The 20,928-nt window shown below is 37.7% G+C and carries 22 protein-coding genes; 7 read left to right on the forward strand and 15 right to left on the reverse strand.

Annotated features, from left to right (window positions below):
- Positions 1–397 precede the first annotated feature (397 nt).
- The 3 genes from CSV79_RS01295 to CSV79_RS01305 are packed head-to-tail and all read left to right on the forward strand — an operon-like array spanning position 398 to position 2,189.
- Positions 398–886, forward strand: coding sequence for an RNA polymerase sigma factor (locus tag CSV79_RS01295; protein WP_099687232.1), 489 nt, complete (start codon positions 398–400; stop codon positions 884–886).
- Complete coding sequence (locus CSV79_RS01300; RefSeq protein ID WP_143560520.1) at positions 883–1,467, forward strand: zf-HC2 domain-containing protein; 585 nt, start codon at positions 883–885, stop codon at positions 1,465–1,467. The genes CSV79_RS01295 and CSV79_RS01300 overlap by 4 nt, the downstream gene beginning before the upstream one ends.
- On the forward strand, positions 1,464–2,189 hold the full coding sequence (locus CSV79_RS01305) for a YfjL-like protein (RefSeq protein ID WP_099687234.1): 726 nt from the start codon (positions 1,464–1,466) through the stop codon (positions 2,187–2,189). Before CSV79_RS01300 ends, CSV79_RS01305 begins: the two co-directional genes overlap by 4 nt.
- A gap of 240 nt (positions 2,190–2,429) precedes the next feature.
- Here the strand turns inward: CSV79_RS01305 and CSV79_RS01310 are convergent, their stop codons facing one another.
- From CSV79_RS01310 to CSV79_RS01325, 4 genes are all read right to left on the reverse strand, one after another.
- A complete protein-coding gene (locus tag CSV79_RS01310; RefSeq protein ID WP_233201335.1) occupies positions 2,430–3,152 on the reverse strand; it encodes a VCBS repeat-containing protein in 723 nt (240 codons plus the stop codon).
- A 412-nt stretch (positions 3,153–3,564) separates the two neighbouring features.
- Positions 3,565–5,382: a serine hydrolase domain-containing protein gene (locus CSV79_RS01315; RefSeq protein WP_099687236.1), complete on the reverse strand. Its 1,818-nt coding sequence runs from the start codon at positions 5,380–5,382 to the stop codon at positions 3,565–3,567.
- Positions 5,383–5,461: 79 nt separating this feature from the next.
- Entirely contained in the window at positions 5,462–7,732 is a 2,271-nt protein-coding gene (locus CSV79_RS01320; RefSeq protein ID WP_099687237.1) for an excinuclease ABC subunit UvrA, read from the reverse strand.
- A gap of 206 nt (positions 7,733–7,938) precedes the next feature.
- Complete coding sequence (locus tag CSV79_RS01325; RefSeq protein ID WP_099687238.1) at positions 7,939–8,289, reverse strand: DUF2200 domain-containing protein; 351 nt, start codon at positions 8,287–8,289, stop codon at positions 7,939–7,941.
- A gap of 519 nt (positions 8,290–8,808) precedes the next feature.
- Here CSV79_RS01325 and CSV79_RS01330 point away from each other — a divergent pair.
- Positions 8,809–9,411, forward strand: coding sequence for a LysE/ArgO family amino acid transporter (locus CSV79_RS01330; RefSeq protein WP_099687239.1), 603 nt, complete (start codon positions 8,809–8,811; stop codon positions 9,409–9,411).
- A 74-nt stretch (positions 9,412–9,485) separates the two neighbouring features.
- Here the strand turns inward: CSV79_RS01330 and CSV79_RS01335 are convergent, their stop codons facing one another.
- Entirely contained in the window at positions 9,486–10,727 is a 1,242-nt protein-coding gene (locus CSV79_RS01335) for a metal-dependent hydrolase family protein (RefSeq protein ID WP_099687240.1), read from the reverse strand.
- A gap of 15 nt (positions 10,728–10,742) precedes the next feature.
- Positions 10,743–11,912 (reverse strand): hypothetical protein, encoded by a 1,170-nt coding sequence (locus tag CSV79_RS01340; protein ID WP_099687241.1) that lies wholly within the window; start codon positions 11,910–11,912, stop codon positions 10,743–10,745.
- 374 nt (positions 11,913–12,286) lie between these two features.
- On the opposite strand from CSV79_RS01340, the gene CSV79_RS16520 reads away from it, so the two are divergent.
- Positions 12,287–12,511, forward strand: a complete 225-nt coding sequence (locus tag CSV79_RS16520; RefSeq protein WP_143560521.1) for a hypothetical protein — start codon at positions 12,287–12,289, stop codon at positions 12,509–12,511.
- Positions 12,512–12,685: 174 nt separating this feature from the next.
- Here the strand turns inward: CSV79_RS16520 and CSV79_RS01345 are convergent, their stop codons facing one another.
- The 6 genes from CSV79_RS01345 to CSV79_RS01370 form a co-directional block, all read right to left on the reverse strand.
- Complete coding sequence (locus tag CSV79_RS01345) at positions 12,686–13,204, reverse strand: hypothetical protein (protein ID WP_099687242.1); 519 nt, start codon at positions 13,202–13,204, stop codon at positions 12,686–12,688.
- Between the two features lie 89 nt (positions 13,205–13,293).
- Entirely contained in the window at positions 13,294–14,673 is a 1,380-nt protein-coding gene (locus CSV79_RS01350; protein ID WP_233201336.1) for an FAD-binding oxidoreductase, read from the reverse strand.
- Between the two features lie 111 nt (positions 14,674–14,784).
- On the reverse strand, positions 14,785–15,000 hold the full coding sequence (locus tag CSV79_RS01355; RefSeq protein WP_099687243.1) for a hypothetical protein: 216 nt from the start codon (positions 14,998–15,000) through the stop codon (positions 14,785–14,787).
- A 349-nt stretch (positions 15,001–15,349) separates the two neighbouring features.
- Entirely contained in the window at positions 15,350–15,583 is a 234-nt protein-coding gene (locus CSV79_RS01360; RefSeq protein WP_099687244.1) for a hypothetical protein, read from the reverse strand.
- A gap of 94 nt (positions 15,584–15,677) precedes the next feature.
- Complete coding sequence (locus tag CSV79_RS01365; RefSeq protein WP_099687245.1) at positions 15,678–15,911, reverse strand: hypothetical protein; 234 nt, start codon at positions 15,909–15,911, stop codon at positions 15,678–15,680.
- A gap of 239 nt (positions 15,912–16,150) precedes the next feature.
- Positions 16,151–16,606 (reverse strand): hypothetical protein, encoded by a 456-nt coding sequence (locus CSV79_RS01370; RefSeq protein ID WP_099687246.1) that lies wholly within the window; start codon positions 16,604–16,606, stop codon positions 16,151–16,153.
- Positions 16,607–16,784: 178 nt separating this feature from the next.
- Here CSV79_RS01370 and CSV79_RS01375 point away from each other — a divergent pair, with 178 nt between their 5' ends.
- Positions 16,785–17,765 (forward strand): polysaccharide deacetylase family protein, encoded by a 981-nt coding sequence (locus tag CSV79_RS01375; RefSeq protein WP_233201337.1) that lies wholly within the window; start codon positions 16,785–16,787, stop codon positions 17,763–17,765.
- Between the two features lie 163 nt (positions 17,766–17,928).
- Here the strand turns inward: CSV79_RS01375 and CSV79_RS01380 are convergent, their stop codons facing one another.
- Entirely contained in the window at positions 17,929–18,342 is a 414-nt protein-coding gene (locus tag CSV79_RS01380; protein ID WP_143560523.1) for a hypothetical protein, read from the reverse strand.
- Positions 18,343–18,566: 224 nt separating this feature from the next.
- On the opposite strand from CSV79_RS01380, the gene CSV79_RS01385 reads away from it, so the two are divergent.
- A complete protein-coding gene (locus CSV79_RS01385) occupies positions 18,567–20,243 on the forward strand; it encodes a ribonuclease J (protein WP_099687248.1) in 1,677 nt (558 codons plus the stop codon).
- 133 nt (positions 20,244–20,376) lie between these two features.
- Here CSV79_RS01385 and CSV79_RS16525 read toward each other — a convergent pair whose 3' ends face one another.
- Positions 20,377–20,535 carry a DUF4083 family protein gene (locus tag CSV79_RS16525; protein ID WP_158232441.1) on the reverse strand — a complete coding sequence of 53 codons (159 nt, stop codon included), beginning with the start codon at positions 20,533–20,535 and terminating at the stop codon, positions 20,377–20,379.
- Positions 20,536–20,711: 176 nt separating this feature from the next.
- Entirely contained in the window at positions 20,712–20,912 is a 201-nt protein-coding gene (locus CSV79_RS01390) for an ATPase (protein WP_099687249.1), read from the reverse strand.
- Positions 20,913–20,928: the final 16 nt, after the last annotated feature.

The following is a 20,928-nucleotide window of genomic DNA, read 5'->3' on the forward strand; positions in this document are numbered from 1 at the left end:
AGGAGTGTACCGGAGCGGAAAAAGGCCGACTCCTGCGGGATCTAGCGCGAATGTTGAGACCCCACAGGAAGAGCCGTCACGAAGAACGGCTTTTGCGAGTAAAAGCGTTAGCGTTAGGAGCACGGTTCCAGCGACGAGGAGGCTCAAGCGCGCCCCGCGGAAAGCGTGCCTTTTGGAGCGCAGGGGAACGGACTATTTTCTAGTTATGTCCCAGCCTTTTCACTTGATATAAAATCGGTTCTTCCTCCTGTTACACTAACGGTTGTTTTCTATCTACTACCTGTTTGTCATAGTTAAAATCCAAAAATCTTTTTTTAAATTGTAACGAAAGCTACGTTCAAGGTACTACTATAGTGAAGAGCTAAACAGAAGGTATTTTATGAGAAAGGAGGTCATCATGAAAGAGCTCGAAAAGATTTATAAAGATATCCAGCCTAAAATCTATGCTTTTTTCTTAGTCAACACAAATATTCAAGCGGTAGCAGAAGATTTAACACATGATGTTTTTTATGAAGCATGTAAAAGCATACGTTCATTTCAAAAAAATTCAACACTTCAAACGTGGCTGTTTTCAATCGCAAATAATTTACTGAAAAAGTATTACCGTTCAACTAAATACGAAAAACAACTACAGTTGATCGTTGCCAATGAAAAAGAAATCCCAGAAAAATCATTGGAAGAAAAAATGATAATCAATGAAGAAACAAAAAGCTTGATTAAACAAATTCAAGCTCTTGATGACCTCCCGAAGAAGATTGTTGTACTAAGAATATTTGGGGAATTATCTTATAAAGAAATCGGGGAGCTTGTTGGAAAAACCGAAAATTATGTTCGGGTGACATTTCATCGCACCAAATTAAAACTTCAAAAAGAAACGGAGGCATGATGATGACTAAAAGTTGCTATATTGTTGAAGATTTACTCCCCTTATATAAAGAAGATCTTTTATCTAGCGAAACGGAGGATTGGGTAAACGATCATTTAAACAGTTGTTCACAATGCAAAGCACTTGCACAACTTGCTGACAAACCTATTACTGAGGAAGTGCTCTCTTCACCTATAGATCATGAAAAAATGATGTCAAAAATCCAATATAAAATTTCTTTATATCAAATGATTTTCATCGGAATGTCCTTTTTTCTAGCTTTACAAACAACGTTAGTAAATGATAGTTTTGGGTTTATTTTATCCTATACTATTATGGGGTCTTTACTCTACTTATTTTATAAAAGCTTTAAAATTGTCGTAGCCATCGCATTTTTACCGGTCTTCTTCTGGTCTATTAGTTCAAGTTTCTCCATGAACACAAATGAAATAGGCTACCCAACCACAACTTTACTTCAACACTTTTTCCAATCCATTGTTGGCTCTTCATTAATTGCCGTTATCCACTTAGCTTTCGCACTAGTTGGCGCGCTAATTGGATACCTAATTTTTAAAATCAAAGAGAGCGGGGAAAACAAATGACTAAGATTAAATGGATTTACTTAGTTGTGATTATCATTTCAGTTGGAGCAGTCTTGTTCTTCTATAATGCGTTTAACGGAAATCCGATTTCCAAAATGACAGCTCAATCGACGCTTAAAAACCACTTGGAAAGTAACTATCCTGATGATGAATTCGTCATCCAAAGAGAATTTTATAATTTTAAAGATGGTGGCTATAATTTTTATGTCACACAAATTGGTGAGGAGGAACAAACTGAATACGAGTTTATACTCACAGGGTTTTTCGGCTCAAATATTCACTCTGATGGCATCTATTACGCAAATCAAGATGTAAAGCTTATTAGTAAATTACAAAAAGAAGCGAGCGAGGAAATTACAAATCTTCTTCAAGAAAAAGTACCAGAAGTACTTGAAGTAACCCCTCAGCTTGAAGTATTAAAAGGAAAATACCCATCCGATGCAAATTGGTCAAAGGACTTTAAAGCTGAAAAACCAATGTATATCCACATTACCATCGACTCACGCAAGTTTTCAAAAGAAGATATGTTACATGCTTCAATTTTAATACAGCGATCGTTACATGAATCAAACTATACGTATGAACATATAACGATTAATGGAAATATAATCGATGAGAATTATGAAGAAGTTAAAGGTGAACCATTTTGGGTTGTTAAATACGCGGTGGGATTTGAACATGATACAAAACTCACATTAAAAGATATTGAGCAATACGAGTAAATGAAAACGAGGAACAGACTATGACAAAACCTCAAAAATGCATGAAGAGCAATTTTACGCCTTCATGCATTTTTCTTTTTGACTACGTATTTATAAACGCATCTTTTTTAAGATACAGGAATGTACCGGAGCGGAAAAAGGCCGATTCCTGCGGGGATTTATCGCGAATGTTGAGACCCCGTAGGAGCGCAAGCGTAATTTTACCAACAGAAAGTATGATATGATTTTCTGCATTACACCTCAGCCACCAAAAATAGCCACATACTGGTTTTGCAATTCAAATCGATTGTTCTTCCATCCTAACGTATTCATTATAAATCCTAAAGAATCCGCATTATATCTTCCCGCTATTTTTTGATAAGCCAATAATTCATAAACGCCATTCCCATCAAAATCTACCGGATACAATCCACTCAACGGATTCACAAAACCGCTGATTGGTTGTTTTAACTTTCCGTTTCTATCATATATTTCATTCAAATAGTCCAACCCTTTTAGTGATAAATCAATCATATACTTTTCATTGTTCAATTTACTTATTACTAGCACCTTGTAATGATCTAGATATGTGACTTCGTATGAATACAAGTTATTATACGCTTCAAAGTCAAACAGCAATGTTGGTTTATTGCCCATATAGGAAACTATATAATAGTTCATTATCCCGCCACTGCCACCTGTAGCCATACTTATTAAAATCTCCTCCACACCATTACCAGTAAAATCCCCTAAGTATAGCGTAGGATTGTAGCCCACATTTTCCTTCAGCGCAACACTCGTCAACATGCCCGTTCTACCATCCCGCACATGAAGCGTAATCTGCTGAACAAATGGGCTATCTACTGTTTTTATCCCTGTTAAATACACTTGGTCGGGTACTTTGTCTCCCGTAACATCGCCTGTAGTGGACGCTACAACCATCGTGTGATTTCCAATATTACTAGAATGATGATTAGTCATCATGGCACCCCTTCCCGCTGATTTGATTGTCCCTACTATCCTATGGGTTCTTAGGGTAATTGCTACTTAATAAAAAATACCCCCAATGGAAGCAGATTCATTTCCATTGGAGGCAGGGCCACGATTCCTAATCCTGTACTAATTTACAGGTGAAAACTCACCTAACTTCTTTTTATAATCCAGATGTAGAAGAATAGATAACATTACTAAAAAAATAACCATAGAAAAAGGTATTAGCCATGAATTTTCTGTATTTGCATAAAGAACTTAGAACATGACTACAATCGCAATAATTGGTGCTGCAAAATAATAATTTCTCGCATGATTATTGACCAAATGACACTGGCAGACAGAATAAAACCAACTCCATTTTGACCATCATTCTAGCGATAAACTCCATGACTACATGATCGATTTAATAATAAAATTCCCAATAGACTATATTCACACACAAAATAATGGTAGAACAGATTGTCAACATTCTACTAACTGCTTCATATTTATATGTTTTATAAGTTTTCATTTGAAAAAGTAAACATACGCTTATGGCAACTGAACAGATGATATATATCAGATTTGCAGTTAAAAAAGGTTTAAGCGATGCATAGGTCGTCATCGATACTGTCTTGTAACTAATCCAAAGTACGTTACTGAACAGGAATATATTTAATATCTGTTGACTGATCAGTACTATAGATTGTTTTTTCTTCCGTATTTTTTTAACGATAGCGTGGATCGTAAAGTAGAAAGTATACAGAAAGGCGAATGCCCCTAGCAGAATGATTCCCCATTCAAAGAAATGTTTCGTATAAGGAATGTATAGTAAGTCTGTTTGTGCGGATGATAGCATTTTTTTCGTTTCTGTATGTTTGGAATACACGTCAAGAGCATACGCACTAAAATCCTCTTTTGCAATATAAATACTAGGTTCTTCTTGTGAATAATAAAAACCATTCATCAGTAAATCGTGTGAATCCATCTGTTTCACTTGGCTTCTTAAAAATAGTCCATACACTTTACTAAAGCCGTGGCGGGGCACACGAGCTGGTTCGTACATACCAATCCATTGTGAAGAGTTCTCCAAGTTTGTATTATTTCCCGTATGCTTATATGTACCGAAAATAATTTCAGGAATCCCGAGTGTGAACGTACTTTCGTTTGCCGTGTTCGTCAACACTAAAACACCTTTACGCTCAAGTCTGTCTACGTAAAATGAGGAACTAAAAGCCATGGTATTCCCCCCATGACCAAAAACTTGTTTACTAGTGGAAGGCAAGAAAAATAATCCATTTGCTATTCTTGGTAGATTCGATTCCGGGTAATATAAAGACGGTTGAAACAGCAAGTCAATCGTTTGCTGCTGTTTAAACAACGGTGAACCATCTTCAGCTAAAAGCGCTTGTAACATTTTTTGAAGATCAGTAGCTACTCCCATGACACTTCCAGCCGCATACAAAGGAATCACATAATGATTCGGTTCTATTAATTGAAGATCCGCTGTATATCCTTGCACCTTTTTCCTTTGTTCTTTCACCCATGGATTATCGTCCTGTTCGGCATCTATCGCTGTTTTCGTCATATGAAGTGGATCAAAAATATGTTTTTGGACGTATTCTCTATAATCTAAACCGCTCACTTCTTCAACAATATACGCAGCGAGACTTGCCCCATAGTTTGAATAAGCAACGATTTGACCCGGCGGAAACACTTGCTTCGTATCAACAGCTTCTACTACTTCTCTTAATGAAGACTTTTTAGTTGGATTATGGATCATTAAATCCGTATAACTATCATCGAACCCTGCCGTATGATGCATTAAATGTTGTAATGTCACTGGATTGTCAAACGATGTTTTTGATCGGAAATCCTGTGGCAAATACGTTTCAATATTTGCTTCTAAATCAAGTTCCCCATCCTCTACTAATTGTAAGACACTAATCCAAATAAGAATTTTAGAAACAGACGCCCATTCAAAGACCGTTTCTTCATCGACGGGGGTCTGCTTATCTATATCCGCATAGCCTTTCATCTCATATATTATTTCATCTTCGTTTAGTACAATCGTTGCTACACCAGCGGCAGTTTTTTCATGTTCTTTTATATAGGCCTCTACTTTATCTTTTAACGTCTGCTGTGTCGATGCAGATAAAGCAGGTTCAGGTGTATAGACAAATAAAATCCAAACAAGGATTGTAGAAAGGAAAACGGTAAATAGTTTATTATACGTGTTCACTAAAATTCAGACCCCTTTTCCCAATTAATCTTAGAAACATTTTTTTATAACAAGGAAAACAAACTACGCTACTACGGGATCACCCTTCCACGCCAAGCCGAAGCCACTTTGCAGTTGGTGTGTCCACATGCACCATCTCTTCCGGTGTTCCTTCAAACAGTATATGCCCACCATTCTTCCCGCCTTCAGGACCTAGCTCAATCACCCAGTCACTCGCCGCTATAAAGTCTATATTATGTTCAATAATCACGACTGAATTTCCTTTATTGACGAGATTCTGAAAGACGTCCAACAATCGCGCATTATCATGTACATGCAACCCTAATGACGGTTCATCCAACAAATAGATTTGTCCTTCTTTTTTCAAATGACTTGCCAGTTTCAGACGCTGCACTTCACCGCCACTTAATGAACTTGTCGTTTGGCCCAATGTCAGATACCCTAGCCCCACATCTTTTAGCGTGTCTATTTTTTTCACGATTTTAGGCATTGTAAAATAGTGATTCGCTTCGTCAATCGTTAACTGTAAAATTTCCACTATATTTTTCCCCTCGTAACGATAGGACAATGCTTCATCTGAATACTTCGTTCCGCCACAAACTTCACAAGGAATCGTCACTGGATCGGCAAAGGCGACGTCTGGAGTCGTAACCCCTTTCCCATCACATACTGGACACGCACCTAATGAATTAAAACTAAACAAGCCAGCTGGTTGGCCCGTAGCTTTCGCAAAAATCTTACGAATATCATCCATGATCCCCATATACGTTGCGAGGGTTGAACGACTGGAAGTTCCTATACTTCCTTGACCTACCATAATCGCATCGCCATAACTTTTTGGGAATGCTTCAAACAGTAAAGAACTTTTACCAGAACCCGATACACCACATATCGAAACCAAGACATTCTTAGGGATATCTACGCTAACATCTTTTAAATTAGTAGTCATTGCATTCTTTATCGAAAAATACTCTTCACTATCTCTTGGCTGTTTATTTATTTCCAACGTGTGATCCAGGCTCGTCACCGTCGAAGCATTTTTCAACCCTTCAGGCGTTCCTTGGTAGACAATTTCTCCACCATGTACGCCTGCTCCTGGACCCATCTCAATGATTTCATCCGCCACTTTTATAACGGCTACATCATGTTCGATGACGATTACCGTATTATGATTTGCTTGCAAACTTTTCAGCATGTTTAGTAATAAATCTACTTCTTCAGGATGAAGTCCTGCACTCGGTTCGTCGAAAATATACGTCAAATTATTTAAACTGCTCCCTAAATGACGCGCAATTTTCACTCGCTGCGCTTCACCACCAGACAACGTCCCCATTTTTCTTGCTAGACTTAAATAGCCTAAACCTAAATCTACTAGTTGTTTAATAGTCGGTATCGCTTGTTCCGCGATAGACTTTCCTAGTGGATCTTGAATTTTCTTTAGTTCACCTAGCAATTCTGTCAGCTCTAGTTGATCATACGCAGCAATATTGAAACCATTAATTTTACACTCCAATACTTCTGGATTTAAACCTGAACCAATGCAAGTTGGACAAACTGTATGCGTGGAAACTGCTAGTACATCATCCTGAGATGTTTGTTTTAGCTTCGAGACGTCGCGATTAATATATAGTCGTACAAATCTAGGCAATAACCCGTCCCACTCATGATCCTGCGGTCCGTCTTTCGTATGAAAAGGCGCAAACACTCTCTCGCCTTCGGGTGGTCCATAAATCAATAAGTCATACGTTTCTTTAGAATAGTCTTTTATCGGTAGATCCGGATCAAATAACCCACCCGTCATCATCCACCGACCTTGCCAACCTGAAGGAGATAACGGCTTAAACTGTACCGCATACTCTCGCAACGATTTATCGGGATCTATCATCTTATGTAAATCCGGAGCTACAACCTCGCCAAATCCACTACATTGCGGACATCTACCAAATGAACTTTGGCTTGAAAAGTCCGTAGCGGAACCTATAGATGGACTCCCCATTCTAGAAAACAGCAACCGAATCAATGGATGGATATCCATATACGTACCTACCGTAGAACGTGAATTGCCAGCTACCGCTTTTTGCTCAACAACGACGACTGGACTTAAATGCTGCATAAGATCCGCACGCGGTCTTTCGTATCTAGGCATTTGATTCCGAACATATAGTGGATAGTTCAGCGTCATTTGTCTTCTACTTTCGGTAGCTAACGTATCAAATACAACTGAACTCTTTCCAGAACCTGAAAGTCCTGTAAATACCGTAAGTTGTTCTTTCGGGATATTCAAATCTATATTTTTTAAATTATTTTCTTGTAGTCCACGTAAGATTATTTCATCTTTACTATTCGCCATACGTTTGTCCCCCCTAGCCGTCATTAGTTCATCATCTAGTAAGAAGTGTCCCTCTTTTCTATAACTAACACTACTTTTCAAAACAAAAAAGACTGTAGAATGAAAATCTCTACAATCTCTGTTTAATCGAGAGTAGTAAAAGACCCCCAACACGAATCGATAATACGAACTTCATGAATCCGCCTTCCCTACTAAAACTCCACCACTCACTTCCGCAAAATTTTCTCCATCGCTTTTCCTTTAGCCAACTCATCAATTAGCTTATCCAAATAGCGAATTTCCCGCATCGTTGGCTCTTCAATTTCTTCTACTCGAACACCACACACCACGCCTGTAATCAACGTTCGTGACGGATTCATTTTTGGCGCCTCGGCAAAGAACGTCTCAAAATCTGTCTGTTTTATGAGAAGCTCGTCGAATTCCGCACAGCTATACCCTGTCAACCACAGGATGATTTCATCAACTTCTTCCTTCGTACGACCTTTCCTCTCCGCCTTCTTTACATAAAGTGGATAGACACTTGCAAAACTCATTGTATAAATTTTATGTTTAGTCATAGTACATCCCCCGTTCGTTTCTATTCAACCAGTTATAATATAGATCTTTTCTCTATTCCCTTATACTCCATAAGTATTAGATCTCCTCTATCATTCGATAATTACTTAGATTAAAAATTACATATCTATGTTTCAAGCGTAGTATTTCCTGGGCAATCTTCGTTCTTCACATCACAAATCCAGCAACGCATTCGGGCGATTTAAAATGAAATCATCCTTATCAAAACTACCTTTTTTAGTCTCTACATGCATTTTCCCGATAATAAATCATAACAATATCATTGAAATAGAACACAAAATAATGTTATTTGATTTTTTTATAAAACACGGTAAATAGGATTAAACGGAACAAAATTTGAAGAGTATGTTATATACTTCGTGATTGAAAGATCAGCTCGATCACCTCTTAAGCCAAAAAACAAGCTATAAAACCCTGAATGAAATAGGAATAGCACAACAATTTATTGTTTCATTTTATTATAATCATAGTACGATAGTAGTTGAAAGGGAGTTGACCAGATGGAAGCCATGATTCACGGTATAATCTTAGCATTCGGCCTGATTTTACCTTTAGGTATTCAAAATGTATTTGTCTTTTCACAGGGAGCCACACAGCCTAAAATTCACCAAGCACTTCCAGCGACTATTACAGCTGCACTATGTGATACATTATTAATTCTTTTAGCTGTTTTCGGCTTATCTATTATCGTATTGCAGTTTGAATGGTTACGACTTGGCCTAGTGTCGGCTGGGATTTTATTTTTACTTTACATGGGGTATGCGATTTGGAGATCCAATACAAAAACCAATGAAACGAAAAACGCATTACCTATTCGGCAACAAATTCTCTTTACTTTATCCGTTTCTTTGCTAAACCCCCATGCGATCTTAGATACCGTTGGAGTAATTGGGACAAGCGCCCTAAAATACGTCGGAACGCAACAACTGTATTTTACAATCGGTTGTATCGTAGTAGCTTGGATATGGTTTTTCGGATTAACGATAGCAGGATCTGTAATGAAAGAACTAGATCATACAGGAAAGTTAATGAATATATTTAACAAATGCTCCGCGCTCTTTATTTGGGGAACTGCTATTTATCTATTAATAGGAATTATATAACACAAAAAAACCACCTGATTTTCGGTGGTTTTTTTATGTTGCTCTTCTATACGATGTAGCAATGCATTTCTGAATTAGCGAATATCCTTCTCCACTTTACCATCTTTAATAACGACTTGAATCGTATCATTAGTAGCTAATGAATAAATATCTTCTAGCGGATTTCCTTTGACGATCACTAGATCAGCAAGTTTTCCACTCTCAAGCGTACCGACTTTATCTTCCCATCCTAAACATTCAGCAGCTGTTTTCGTAGATGCGATGATAGATTCCATCGGTGACATCCCCGCGTCAACCATTAAACCAAGTTCACGAAGATTGGTCCCGTGTTTGAACACGCCTGCATCTGTCCCCATCGCAATTTTCACGCCCGCTTTATAAGCTTTTGTGAAGCTTTCTACGTGTTGTTCGATTACTTCTTTGGATTTTTGAACGGCCGACTCAGGCATACCCGTTTCATCCGCTGTTTCTAAGACCGCCACAGGTGCTAACAGTGTGGGCACTAAGAACGTACCGTTTTCAAGCATCAATTCAATTGCTTCATCATCGATAAAGATCCCATGCTCGATCGAATGAATACCAGCTCGTACCGCATTTTTAATACCTTCTGCGCCTTGAGCATGCGCCATCACTTTTACACCTTTTCTAAAACGACCTTCTTCGACAATTACCTTAAGTTCTTCCAATGAAAACTGCGTGAATTCGGGATGATCTGTTGCACTTAGTACACCACCTGTAGCATGTACTTTAATTACTTCCGCACCAGCCCGTAGCATTTCACGAGTCTTTTTACGTACTTCCTCCACACCATCACACACACCATGGGGCATCCCAGGATAGTTAGATGGCAAAATGTCTGTAACCGTGCCTGATACTGTATATCCGTCACCATGTCCGCCCGTAATCGTTAGTGCATTAATACTGAGTTGCATTCTAGGTCCTGAAATCAGTCCGTCCTCAATAGCCTTCTTCACACCAAGATCCGTTCCAAGTGCATCACGAACCGAAGTAACACCTGCATGTAAAGTCGTTTTCAAATACTTTGCCGCTTGGTAATACATGAAAGAGAAAGGCGTAGCCAGACGCTCAGCAATCGGGCTGAATTCCATCATCATATGCACATGCGTATCGATAAACCCCGGTAAAATCGTTCCACCTTGTGCATCGATGATTGTTTCCTCTCCGGAAGCCTTGTATTCTGATTCATTTCCCACAAATTCAATTTGTTTGCCGTCAATGACTACAATCTGATTATGTTTACTTTCCGTACCAGTTCCATCAATTAATAAACCATTTTTAACTATAATCTTTTTCATGTGTTTCCCTCCACGTTATAACGTTTGAACTAAGATGCCCGCAATTAATACAGATGCAATGGTGACTGTCGTAAATCCACCTATCAACATTGGCGCAAGGAGTTCATCCATAATAATTTTTGCTTCTTTTTCATCCCGCCCAATACTACGACTTACCTCTTCACAAAGAATGTAGTCACCTGGGAATCCAAACAAAGCTGTCAACGCAACAGGCATCCCTTTATACGGATCCCATTTGACAAGTTTAGATGTAAGGAAGCCACCGATTGTAATACCAGTTGTCCCAAGAATTAAAATCAATAGGATACTTGGTAAATTACTAAGAACTTGTGCAGGCGTAACACCGGACATTGTTCCGATAACTACAAAAACAATTCCAATCATTGTAATCGTAAATGAATTTGATTTTTCCAATGCTCTGGCGGGAAATAAACCTAATTTTAGACCGACAATACCGATCGCTAAGCACCAAAGTGAATAGTGAATTGGCGTAACAGTCCCTAATCCCACACCAATTGCAGCACCCAAAAAGACAAAGAACAATTGCAACGTTGTACTTGACTTAATCGGACTCACTTTCTTCGTCGTATCTACTTGAACCTCTTGCTCTGTGTCTTGATTCATTGGAATAAATGTCCCCGCGTCCATCTGCTTTTGAATCTTCACTGCATATTTACGCATAAATGACATAGCAAGCGGCATACCTAACACACCTTGAAACGCAACGATTAGTGCCGGAATAATGACGAGACTAGATAATCCAATTTCAGTTAATTTATCAGAAGTGACTATTAATGCAATAATTCCTCCACTTATCGGCCCAATACCTGCAACCGCAGTAGGATAATCAAAAACAAGAGGAACAATGATCAAAATTAAGATACCTGAGAAAAGCACGCCTCCTAAAGAGATAACCACGGCTTTAATTTGACTCTTTAATAGTGAAAAAGGAATCATCGTTCCCATATGCAAAATAGCTGGCCCAATTAGTATGGCCCCTAATGCAGGAAATTGAGCACTTTCTAAAATATCTTTTGGAAAAACGCCTGTCCATCCAAGTACTAGAAATCCAAGCATTGCGGTAAGCAACATAGGAATTCTAGCCTTTGAAACGATAGAAAGCCATTCACCTAATGCGATTAAAGCGAAAATACACGTTGTAGCAATGACTGGATTTGATAACATGGATGAAAACCTCCTAGGTGAAATTAAAATGAATACTATTCAGTTATTGCGATATCCAATATATCACGTTTGTTATCAAAAAGTAAATAGTATTCAGTTAAGTTTGTTGTATTTTTATTATTTTTTTCCAAGACTCAATATCCTTTGCTTATTTAGAGTTCCCCTCCTCAATTCTAAATGGTGTTAGCACTTCACTTTATTCGTCAGTTGCTACATCCCTTCCATCCTTATCCCAATAACTTGTCACCCATGTATATCTTCCATAAAACGAGACATATTACGGCAAGAGGAAATGTAAATTGAAGAACTAGGTTCGACGCTTTTTCAAAAAGCACGATCAACGAATAAATAGGATTAGGGTTTGGAGCTCGCCAGTGAAAATGCTTGTAGGAAAGAGTAAAGGGAAGCCAATCGTAATACAGAAATTAACAGGAGGTCATCATATGGAGAAGGATAACTACACAGTAGTTGGAACAAACATAGACGAAGTAAAAAGACTTAATGCAGAATCTGGTCTAACCTATAATGAGATTAATGAACTTCTTACAAAAGAAATTGAACAAAGAAAAAACGTTACTACGGATAAACATAAAACGTAATTGTCACACTTACGTTTTCCAGGCGTTAACAAATTTCTTACCTAGGGAAAAAGGCATTATTTCGTTCAACCCTGAACGGAATAATGCCTTTTCCTTTTATGATAGTACAATCGATATGTATAGTACCCTTGCGTCCCCATCATACTTTAGGTAAATATAAAATCCGAATGATATTCATATACTCTCCTTTCGTTCTCTAATAAACTCCCAAACGCCACACAAACACAATAACAAACCAAAAACAGTAATAAAGACCACTGGGGAGATGATTGTAACAAAGCTAAAAGCAATCATCGCAAAACCGACAATCAAATAATGATGCACAGCATGTAAATGGTACGTATCCTGTTCGGTGTGCCAGGCACGAAAATACCCCTGTAATAAGCCAAGAATCACTTGTAACAGAAGCACCATATACGGCAGAACTTCAGATAGATTTTTTATATTTCCTATTAGTAGATACACCACGCCCATACCTAGATAAATTAGACATATAAAAGACTGATTCTTATTTTTTTTGGACTGAAAGATTCGATACCCCCAAGCAGCCGCAAATGAAAACGCAGCAAAGAACCAGGCAAATAATGTGAATGTCAGAGATACTTGCTTTAACCAAATGATATAATACGGAAAAATCACAACTTGTCCTACAGTGACAACGAGCGGTAGAAAACGTCTAGTTTTATCATTCATACAGTGCTCCTTCACTTGACGTAATAGTCATAAAACATATTTTGGAACACTTCATTTGGATCTCTTCGCAATTTTTCATTCGCAAAGTTTTACCATGCTGGGTAAGAACGCCTAAATTGTTCTTTTGTCTGATAGCGATAATAAGGTAAGTAATAAGTTCCTCCATGTTCAAGAGTTATGTCCGTCCAACGCTGGATGATTGATGTAGCGTTCGTAACCTCTTCTTCCTTTACTCCATGCTGCATTAATACTACCAAACCTAACATGTCTTCTTTTGCATAGTTCAGCGTAGTAAAGTTATCTTTAGCTGCATAGCGAATCGTTATATTATGAACTTTGAAATCATCATGTTTGTCATTGGCTTGGATCACCTGCTTTACATCTTCTATATACTCTGTGTACGCATGAACCGGAACAAAAAACTCTTGCAACACTTCAACCCGCCCCGGTTTCGTATATTCCATAAACGTGGATTCAGAGCGCATGGCATTATTTCGGGTAATCTCTTGGTTATTAATGGAAGTAATATATCTTTTCTGCATAGTCCAAAATAGATCTTCCAAAGCTCCACCTTGTCGTCCCAAATCAAGTGCTATCTTGGATAATCGAACACCTTGTTCTTTTTTCAGAAAGTTTTTATGATCCTGTTTATCTGTGTAATTGTAATTGATTACATACATTTCATTTAAAAATGAACTGGGTGCAACACTTACTCTGGCATAGTGCATCGCTGTTTGTTGCTGGTTGACTAACTGAGTAAAATAGGATGGATACTCGCTCGTTTTCAACTTCTCTGTCTGAATCACATATAAGTCATTGTCCGTTAATTCCAACGTCACGTCTAAAATTACTCCAAATAATCCATAGCCACCAAATACATACTTCATCCATTCATCTGGATCATCCCGCGTGACGTTCATTATCTCTCCAGCAGGGGTTAACAGCGTCATTTCCTTAACCGTTTCCGCCATCGAACCGAAGCGAATATCCCGTCCGTGCGCATTGACTGAAAGCGAACCACCGATTGTAAAGATTGATTGAGATTGTGTCACTTTCAAAGCTAAACCATATGGAAGTAGTGCTTCTTGAACAGCTTCCCATGTCGCTCCGGCTTCTACACGAATCGTTTTTTGATGTTCATCTAGTTCTAATATTCGATTGAATGACCGCATATCAACAACGACACCGTCTTTATAATACGTATGACCACCTTGCGAATGTTGTAATCCCGCAACTGAGATCTGCTGCCCATTGTCGTTTGCTTGTTTCACAATCCGTTGCAAATCATCTCGGTTGTCCGCCACTACGATTCGTTCCACGCGTTCTGGAAGAAGACCGGTATAATCTGTTACCAAACTGCTTTGAGAAAGCCCATATTTTCTTTTCTCAATGGGTATATTCCATAGGACGACAGCCGCAAAAATAACAACTACACTTCCTAGAAACCATGGTTTTTTAACTAGATCCATTATAATTCGCATAGCCTCCTGATATGTATATTGTCATCCCTACAAATTCATTGAAATAAATACAATTCCAACCCGTTTCACATACGGTCCTCTTCGTCTAACAACAACTTTTTATTCTAGTTGCATTCTTTCCTTTTCTTTCAAAATAAAAATTTCCCTAATAAATGCCCCAGTAACCCCCGACAAACCAATCACCGCAAAAAGATTTAACACCTTAACAACTACATAGGGTGAATTAATGACTAGCAGACTATCAACTGTAATGATTATTGCAAATAGCACACAGATTAAAATCATTTTGGCAGGTGTATTCTTTTTCTCTTTCATCGATTCCTCCCGATCCTGTTATTACACATAGCAAGATAGGCGCTATTCCTAAGTAGAGAATAACACCCGTTAGCTTCACAACGTTTATTTGTTCGACACATCATAAAAAACGGTCGTATAGAAATCAAAACCAGCTCTGAAATCTCCTCGTAAATTACCTAACGACCTTTGTAATTCGCTTCTCGTGAAATATTTTCCGTCTTATATATATCTGTATAATGAATGCTACTGAACTGATCCCCCAGAATTTCTTTTTACGTTTTGTATTCATATAATTCTCTTTTACCTTGGAACGAATCGCTTGCTTTTTCAGAAGCTTATACAACAATCGGACCCCATTGCGGTAAGATTACTTCTCTTTATATCCATTTATTTCTTCTAACACAATTTTTGTACAAATAACTATAAGTCCACTAAGTAGGATCATTCCTGAATATATTGGAAACAAATCCCCTGATTCTGGACCAAAGAAATAGTCAAAAATTAAAGGTAAAACAACAAAACTAAGAATGATGAAGCCAACCATTGTTCCAATTACTGCTTTCAACATATCATCCCCTAATCCTAAGTTTATGAATTTCATTCTTCACAATTAATTCTCCCCATTCATAGGAAACCAGAAACCCATGATACAAGTTGCTTTTATCGACTGATCACAACAATTATTGTAAACCTCCCTATGAAACTACCTTAACCTTCTTTCTTGAAAGTCCAAAATAGAGGGCTATGAGCAGCGGAATGATCGGAGTGAAACCAATATACTTCAACGCGCTAACTGCTCCTGAAAAATAGTACGCAATAGGTATGAAACTAACCATACAGATCAGCATGAAGCGCCAAGACCGTTTAACCACTCCAATGATCAACGTAAAAACTGAGATCAAAAATGAAGCATACCAAAGTAAGATCACGGAACTCCTCCTTTTAGTTTCAGGAATTACTTAATTCTTCCATATAATCGATTATAAAGTTCTTTGTGAACGAACACAAAATAAAACACCTCTTTTTATGCTAGCGTGATTAACAAGAAATCACTACCACTTAAATGAGGTGCTTGCTGTATTTAAAACTAACTATTTAACGCTTCCTTCTATTTAACAATTGATCCGCAATGTTTCCACCAAAATAGAAGGAAATCTTTTTTAGTTCATTACATCTTAAATGGAGGAGTTGTTGTATTTAGCTGATTTGCATACTGGATAATGAGCATGGCGATTTGTTGAAATTCTTTCATTTGTTGCTTTACTGTTGCAAATTCTTGTAACTTGATAATATCTGCAGTGGATTCGATTTGTTCAAAATACATCATTGCCTGTGTAAAGTTTTCAGCTGCTGGATAAACAAGTTCATTAATCCAAATATTAATACTGTCTGAAGAATAGGCGTCCGTCACCAAAAGACACTCCACATACCCTTGACATCTATAATGGTAGTACATGCCCGAATTAAAAAAATGATTAAAAGCAGTCCACTGTTTGGGTAACGGTTCTTGAAGTTTTCCTGTAATTCGATAAGACAAGTTTTGAATCACTTGAATTTTTTCACTGAATTTTACTAATTGAATATAGATCTGTTCAAAAGTATCCTCGATTGTCGATGTTTGCATAAGGGCTTGATTCCACCTTTACCTATTGTTATACACACAGTATGCGATTTCCGGGTTATATGTACATGAATATTCTCTACAGATTAAGGCTCCTTAAGAACCCTCTTTAAAACGTATTAATAATCAAAATAAGGGCATAACAGGAATAATTAACTACCACTTCAAAAAGGAGGACCTTATGAAACAAATTAGTCTAATGACATGTCTGTTAATAGTTTGCGCGACTTTGTTGATTCTAGATAACGAAAGAAATCCAGAACCCCAACAAACCATAACTCCCACATCCAAAACCATCACAACTGGCGCTTCACTGGTTGACAGCGGAATGGACGATTACATAAAAAAAATCCAGTCCTATGCGGAGAAGCATGATATAAAACCAATTGATGCGAAAATTGATCCAGTGTGGAAGGCTATTCCGGGATACAATGGTCTAACCGTCGATGTTACCAAAACATACAAAATGATGTTAGATGGTAATAATTTCGATACAAATCATCTAGTTTTTAAAGAGGACCCGCCAAATGTTCATTTGGATGATCTCCCACCCTCGCCTATTTATAAAGGCAATCCAGAAAAACCAATGATTGCATTATTAATCAATGTTGCTTGGGGTGAGGAACATATTCCACATATGTTGAAGACTTTAAAAGAATCTGAAGTAAAGGCCACCTTTTTCTTTGACGGTAGCTGGGTGAAAAGAAATCCGAGCATTACGAAAATGATCAACCTAGAAGGTCATGAAATCGGTAACCACGCCTACAGTCACCCCAATCTTAACAAAAGTTCTCTCAAAGAAACACAAGATGAATTAAGGAAAACAAGTGAAATCATTGATGATACACTTGGCGTGAAACCTAAGTGGTTTGCACCGCCTAGCGGAAGTTTTAATCAGCAGACTGTCGATGTTGCACATGAACTTGGGATGAAAACGATTCTATGGACAGTTGACACGGTAGACTGGAAAAAGCCAGATACGTCGGAAATGGTCACTCGAGTATTATCTAAAGTTGAAAATGGCTCCATGATACTTATGCATCCTACAAAACCAAGTGCTGAAGGATTGGAAGCTATAATTAAAGGGGCAAAAGAGAAAGGACTTCATCTAGGTACCGTGAGTAATTTAATGAGTGAAAAGCGGGTGGATCCTTATAAATAAAGCAAAGGAAAGCTAAAATACCAAAAACGCCCACCTATCTAGAAGTGAGCATTTGTTATTGGCCTAGTTTAGTTATTATTTCGTAGATCACTGTTTATTCCAAAGTTTATTGTAGAGGGGGCGGCTTCCATCGATAAATCACTCCGCCCCACTTCCTATTGCTTTATCCACCTACTGATTGAAAATAAGTTTCCTCACCGTTTTTAAAAACTCTCATGTATTCATACTCCTTATCCAATGTGATCTTATATAATCTGTAGTTCTCAGCAGGCTTCATAACTTCATCCTCTTCGGTTAAGTAAATATTCCATGAGTTATCATCTGTCTTAATATCCAAACTTCCAAACCCCTTACCACTTTCCAAAAAATCTTGATCAAGATACAGATAGCGCGTGTCTGATGCATTTCCAAGGATATGAATCCCATTACTATCTTCGGTCGTTACGCTAGTTTCAATAAAACTTTTCACATCACGCGTCGCTTGATCTATACGTATTTCTGAAAAAGATACTTCCTTTTTACCGCATCCCGATACCATACTAGTTAGTAATACTAGTAGCACTATGCATCTTCTCATGTTTTCACACTGCCTTTCCATTCTTTTTCTCAAACAATCCAACTATCTCAATTTCCCCCCCTTTAAATATACTACTAATTCCCGTTACCATAAAATATCCATAAAAAACTTTAGAAGGACACGAAGAAGATTTGAAGGCAACCCATTGAAGTCTTCTTTCATAATAAATTTACTTTTAAAGGGCATACTTAAAAGAATCTTAAAACTTAAAGGAGATAGCATGTATGACCACACTCGAAAATACTTTGTCAATCTTTGCATTGGGCGGAATAAATGAAATAGGGAAAAATATGTATGTTGTACAATATGAAGACGATATTTTTGTTATTGATTGCGGTTCAAAGTTTCCCGATGAAAGCCTTTTAGGGATTGATTTGATCATCCAAGATATTAGCTATTTACAACAAAACAAAGACAAAGTCAGGGCACTACTTATTACGCATGGCCACGAAGATCATATTGGCGGTATTCCTTATTTTTTAAAACAACTGAATATCCCAGTTTATGCAACGGCATTAACAGCAGGATTAATAAATATTAAATTGAAAGAACATGGACTACTTAGACATACTGACATGACGATTGTAAATGCAGCATCAAAATTACCGTTCGGAAATGTTGATGTCACCTTTTTTAGAACGAATCATAGTATTCCCGATTGTGTGGGGATCGTATTCCATACACCGATTGGAACTGTTGTCCATACTGGAGATTTTAAATTCGACTTAACACCTGTTAATAATGATGCGCCAGATATCCACCAAATGGCTGAGATTGGAAAAAACGGTGTGTTAGTATTGCTATCTGAAAGTACCAATGCAGAGCGTCCCGGGTTTAACCCCTCGGAAATAACTGTCGGTGGGCATATTGAAGAAGAATTTCGAAAAGCAAAGAAAAAAGTATTTATCTCTACTTTTGCCTCAAATGTACACCGTGTGCAACAAGTCATCGATGCAGCACAAAAAACAGGAAGAAAATTGGCGTTACTAGGAAGAAGTATGATCAATGTAGTGAATGTCGCCTCGGAGCTCGGGCATTTAAAAATACCTGATGATATGTTGATCGAGCCGTATGAAGTAGGTAAAATGAGTCCTGAAAAAGTTGCCATATTATGCACCGGTAGCCAAGGAGAACCGATGGCTGCTTTGTCGCGATTATCTAGTTCAAACTTTAGACATGTGGAAGTGCTTCCGGATGATACCGTCATTTTAGCATCATCCCCAATCCCGGGTAACGAAAAGAATGTTTCACGTATAATTGATAATTTATATCTTCTAAAAGCCCATGTGATTTATGGCTCGGGGGGTACTGCTACGGGAATGCATGTATCAGGACATGCCAATCAGGAAGAACTTAAGCTCATGCTAACACTTATGAAACCGAAATATTTCATTCCGATTCATGGGGAATATAGGATGCTCTATAAACATCAACAACTGGCTGAAGCTGTAGGTGTGGATCGAGAAAATATTTTTATTATTAATAATGGAGACGTTGTGGATGTCGATCCTTCAAAAGCATACCAAACACGTAAAGTTCATGCCGGTCGTGTTTTTGTAGACGGATTAGGTGTAGGTGATGTTCGGAATATTGTATTGCGTGATCGCAAAGTATTATCAGAAGAAGGAATGCTCATGATTCTGATTACAGTTAGTAAAACAGATGGTCAACTGATTGCTGAACCAGATACGATCTCACGTGGTTTTGTTTATCAGCCGGATGCACAGGAACTTATTAATGAAGTAAATGAAGTTGTTAAAACAACGGTAAATAATCTAAAAGCAGTAAATGGTAGTAAACGAACCGTTATAAGACAACATGTAAAAAAATCTGTAGAAACTTTATTATTTGAACGAACGAAAAGAAGACCGATGATTCTTTCTTTTATCATTGAAATTTGAGGGAACATATATAATCAACATTGAAGAATGAATAGTAGTTTGTTTAGCTTGCAAGTGTGGAGATTCGGATTCTGATATTTGCAGACACTCCACACTTGCACATTCTTCTGTATTCATGCGACAGCTCCTATCCTCACTTTTCACTCTCTTCTTTATCGAGCAAAGCGATTAACTTATCCAATTTCTTTTCTATTCTTTTATTACTTTGAATTTTCTTCTGTTGATTGCTTAATAAAGAACTAAACATGAAAGCAAGAAAACAGATGAATATAATATAGAGCAATAATTCCATAGTTAAATCACTCCTCCTCATCGTGAAACATTGTACATATATTTCCCGAGAAATTACCTATTCGCAGCATCACCTATTTAATTAATCAGCAAAATCTTTACATAACGTACCGATTGCTTTGCTGTCATAGTACTATCCAATGTCACGGCACATCATTCGCTGTACAACATTTCATATTACTTAGCTCTCGATTTGATTACACGTTCACAAATAAACCCAGCTAACATTCCAACAGCAATGGGTAATAGAGAAATCTCAGTATCCGACAGTGACATTCTAAATATAAGGATATCAATATCCGCTATATAACCTAGTAAATATAATACTATCATCGTTCCAAATGAAACTAGTAATGGAATCCAAAGTGACTTATCCATTAGATCACCTCACTTT

This window comes from Sporosarcina sp. P13 (assembly GCF_002743055.1).
Taxonomy (GTDB): domain Bacteria; phylum Bacillota; class Bacilli; order Bacillales_A; family Planococcaceae; genus Sporosarcina.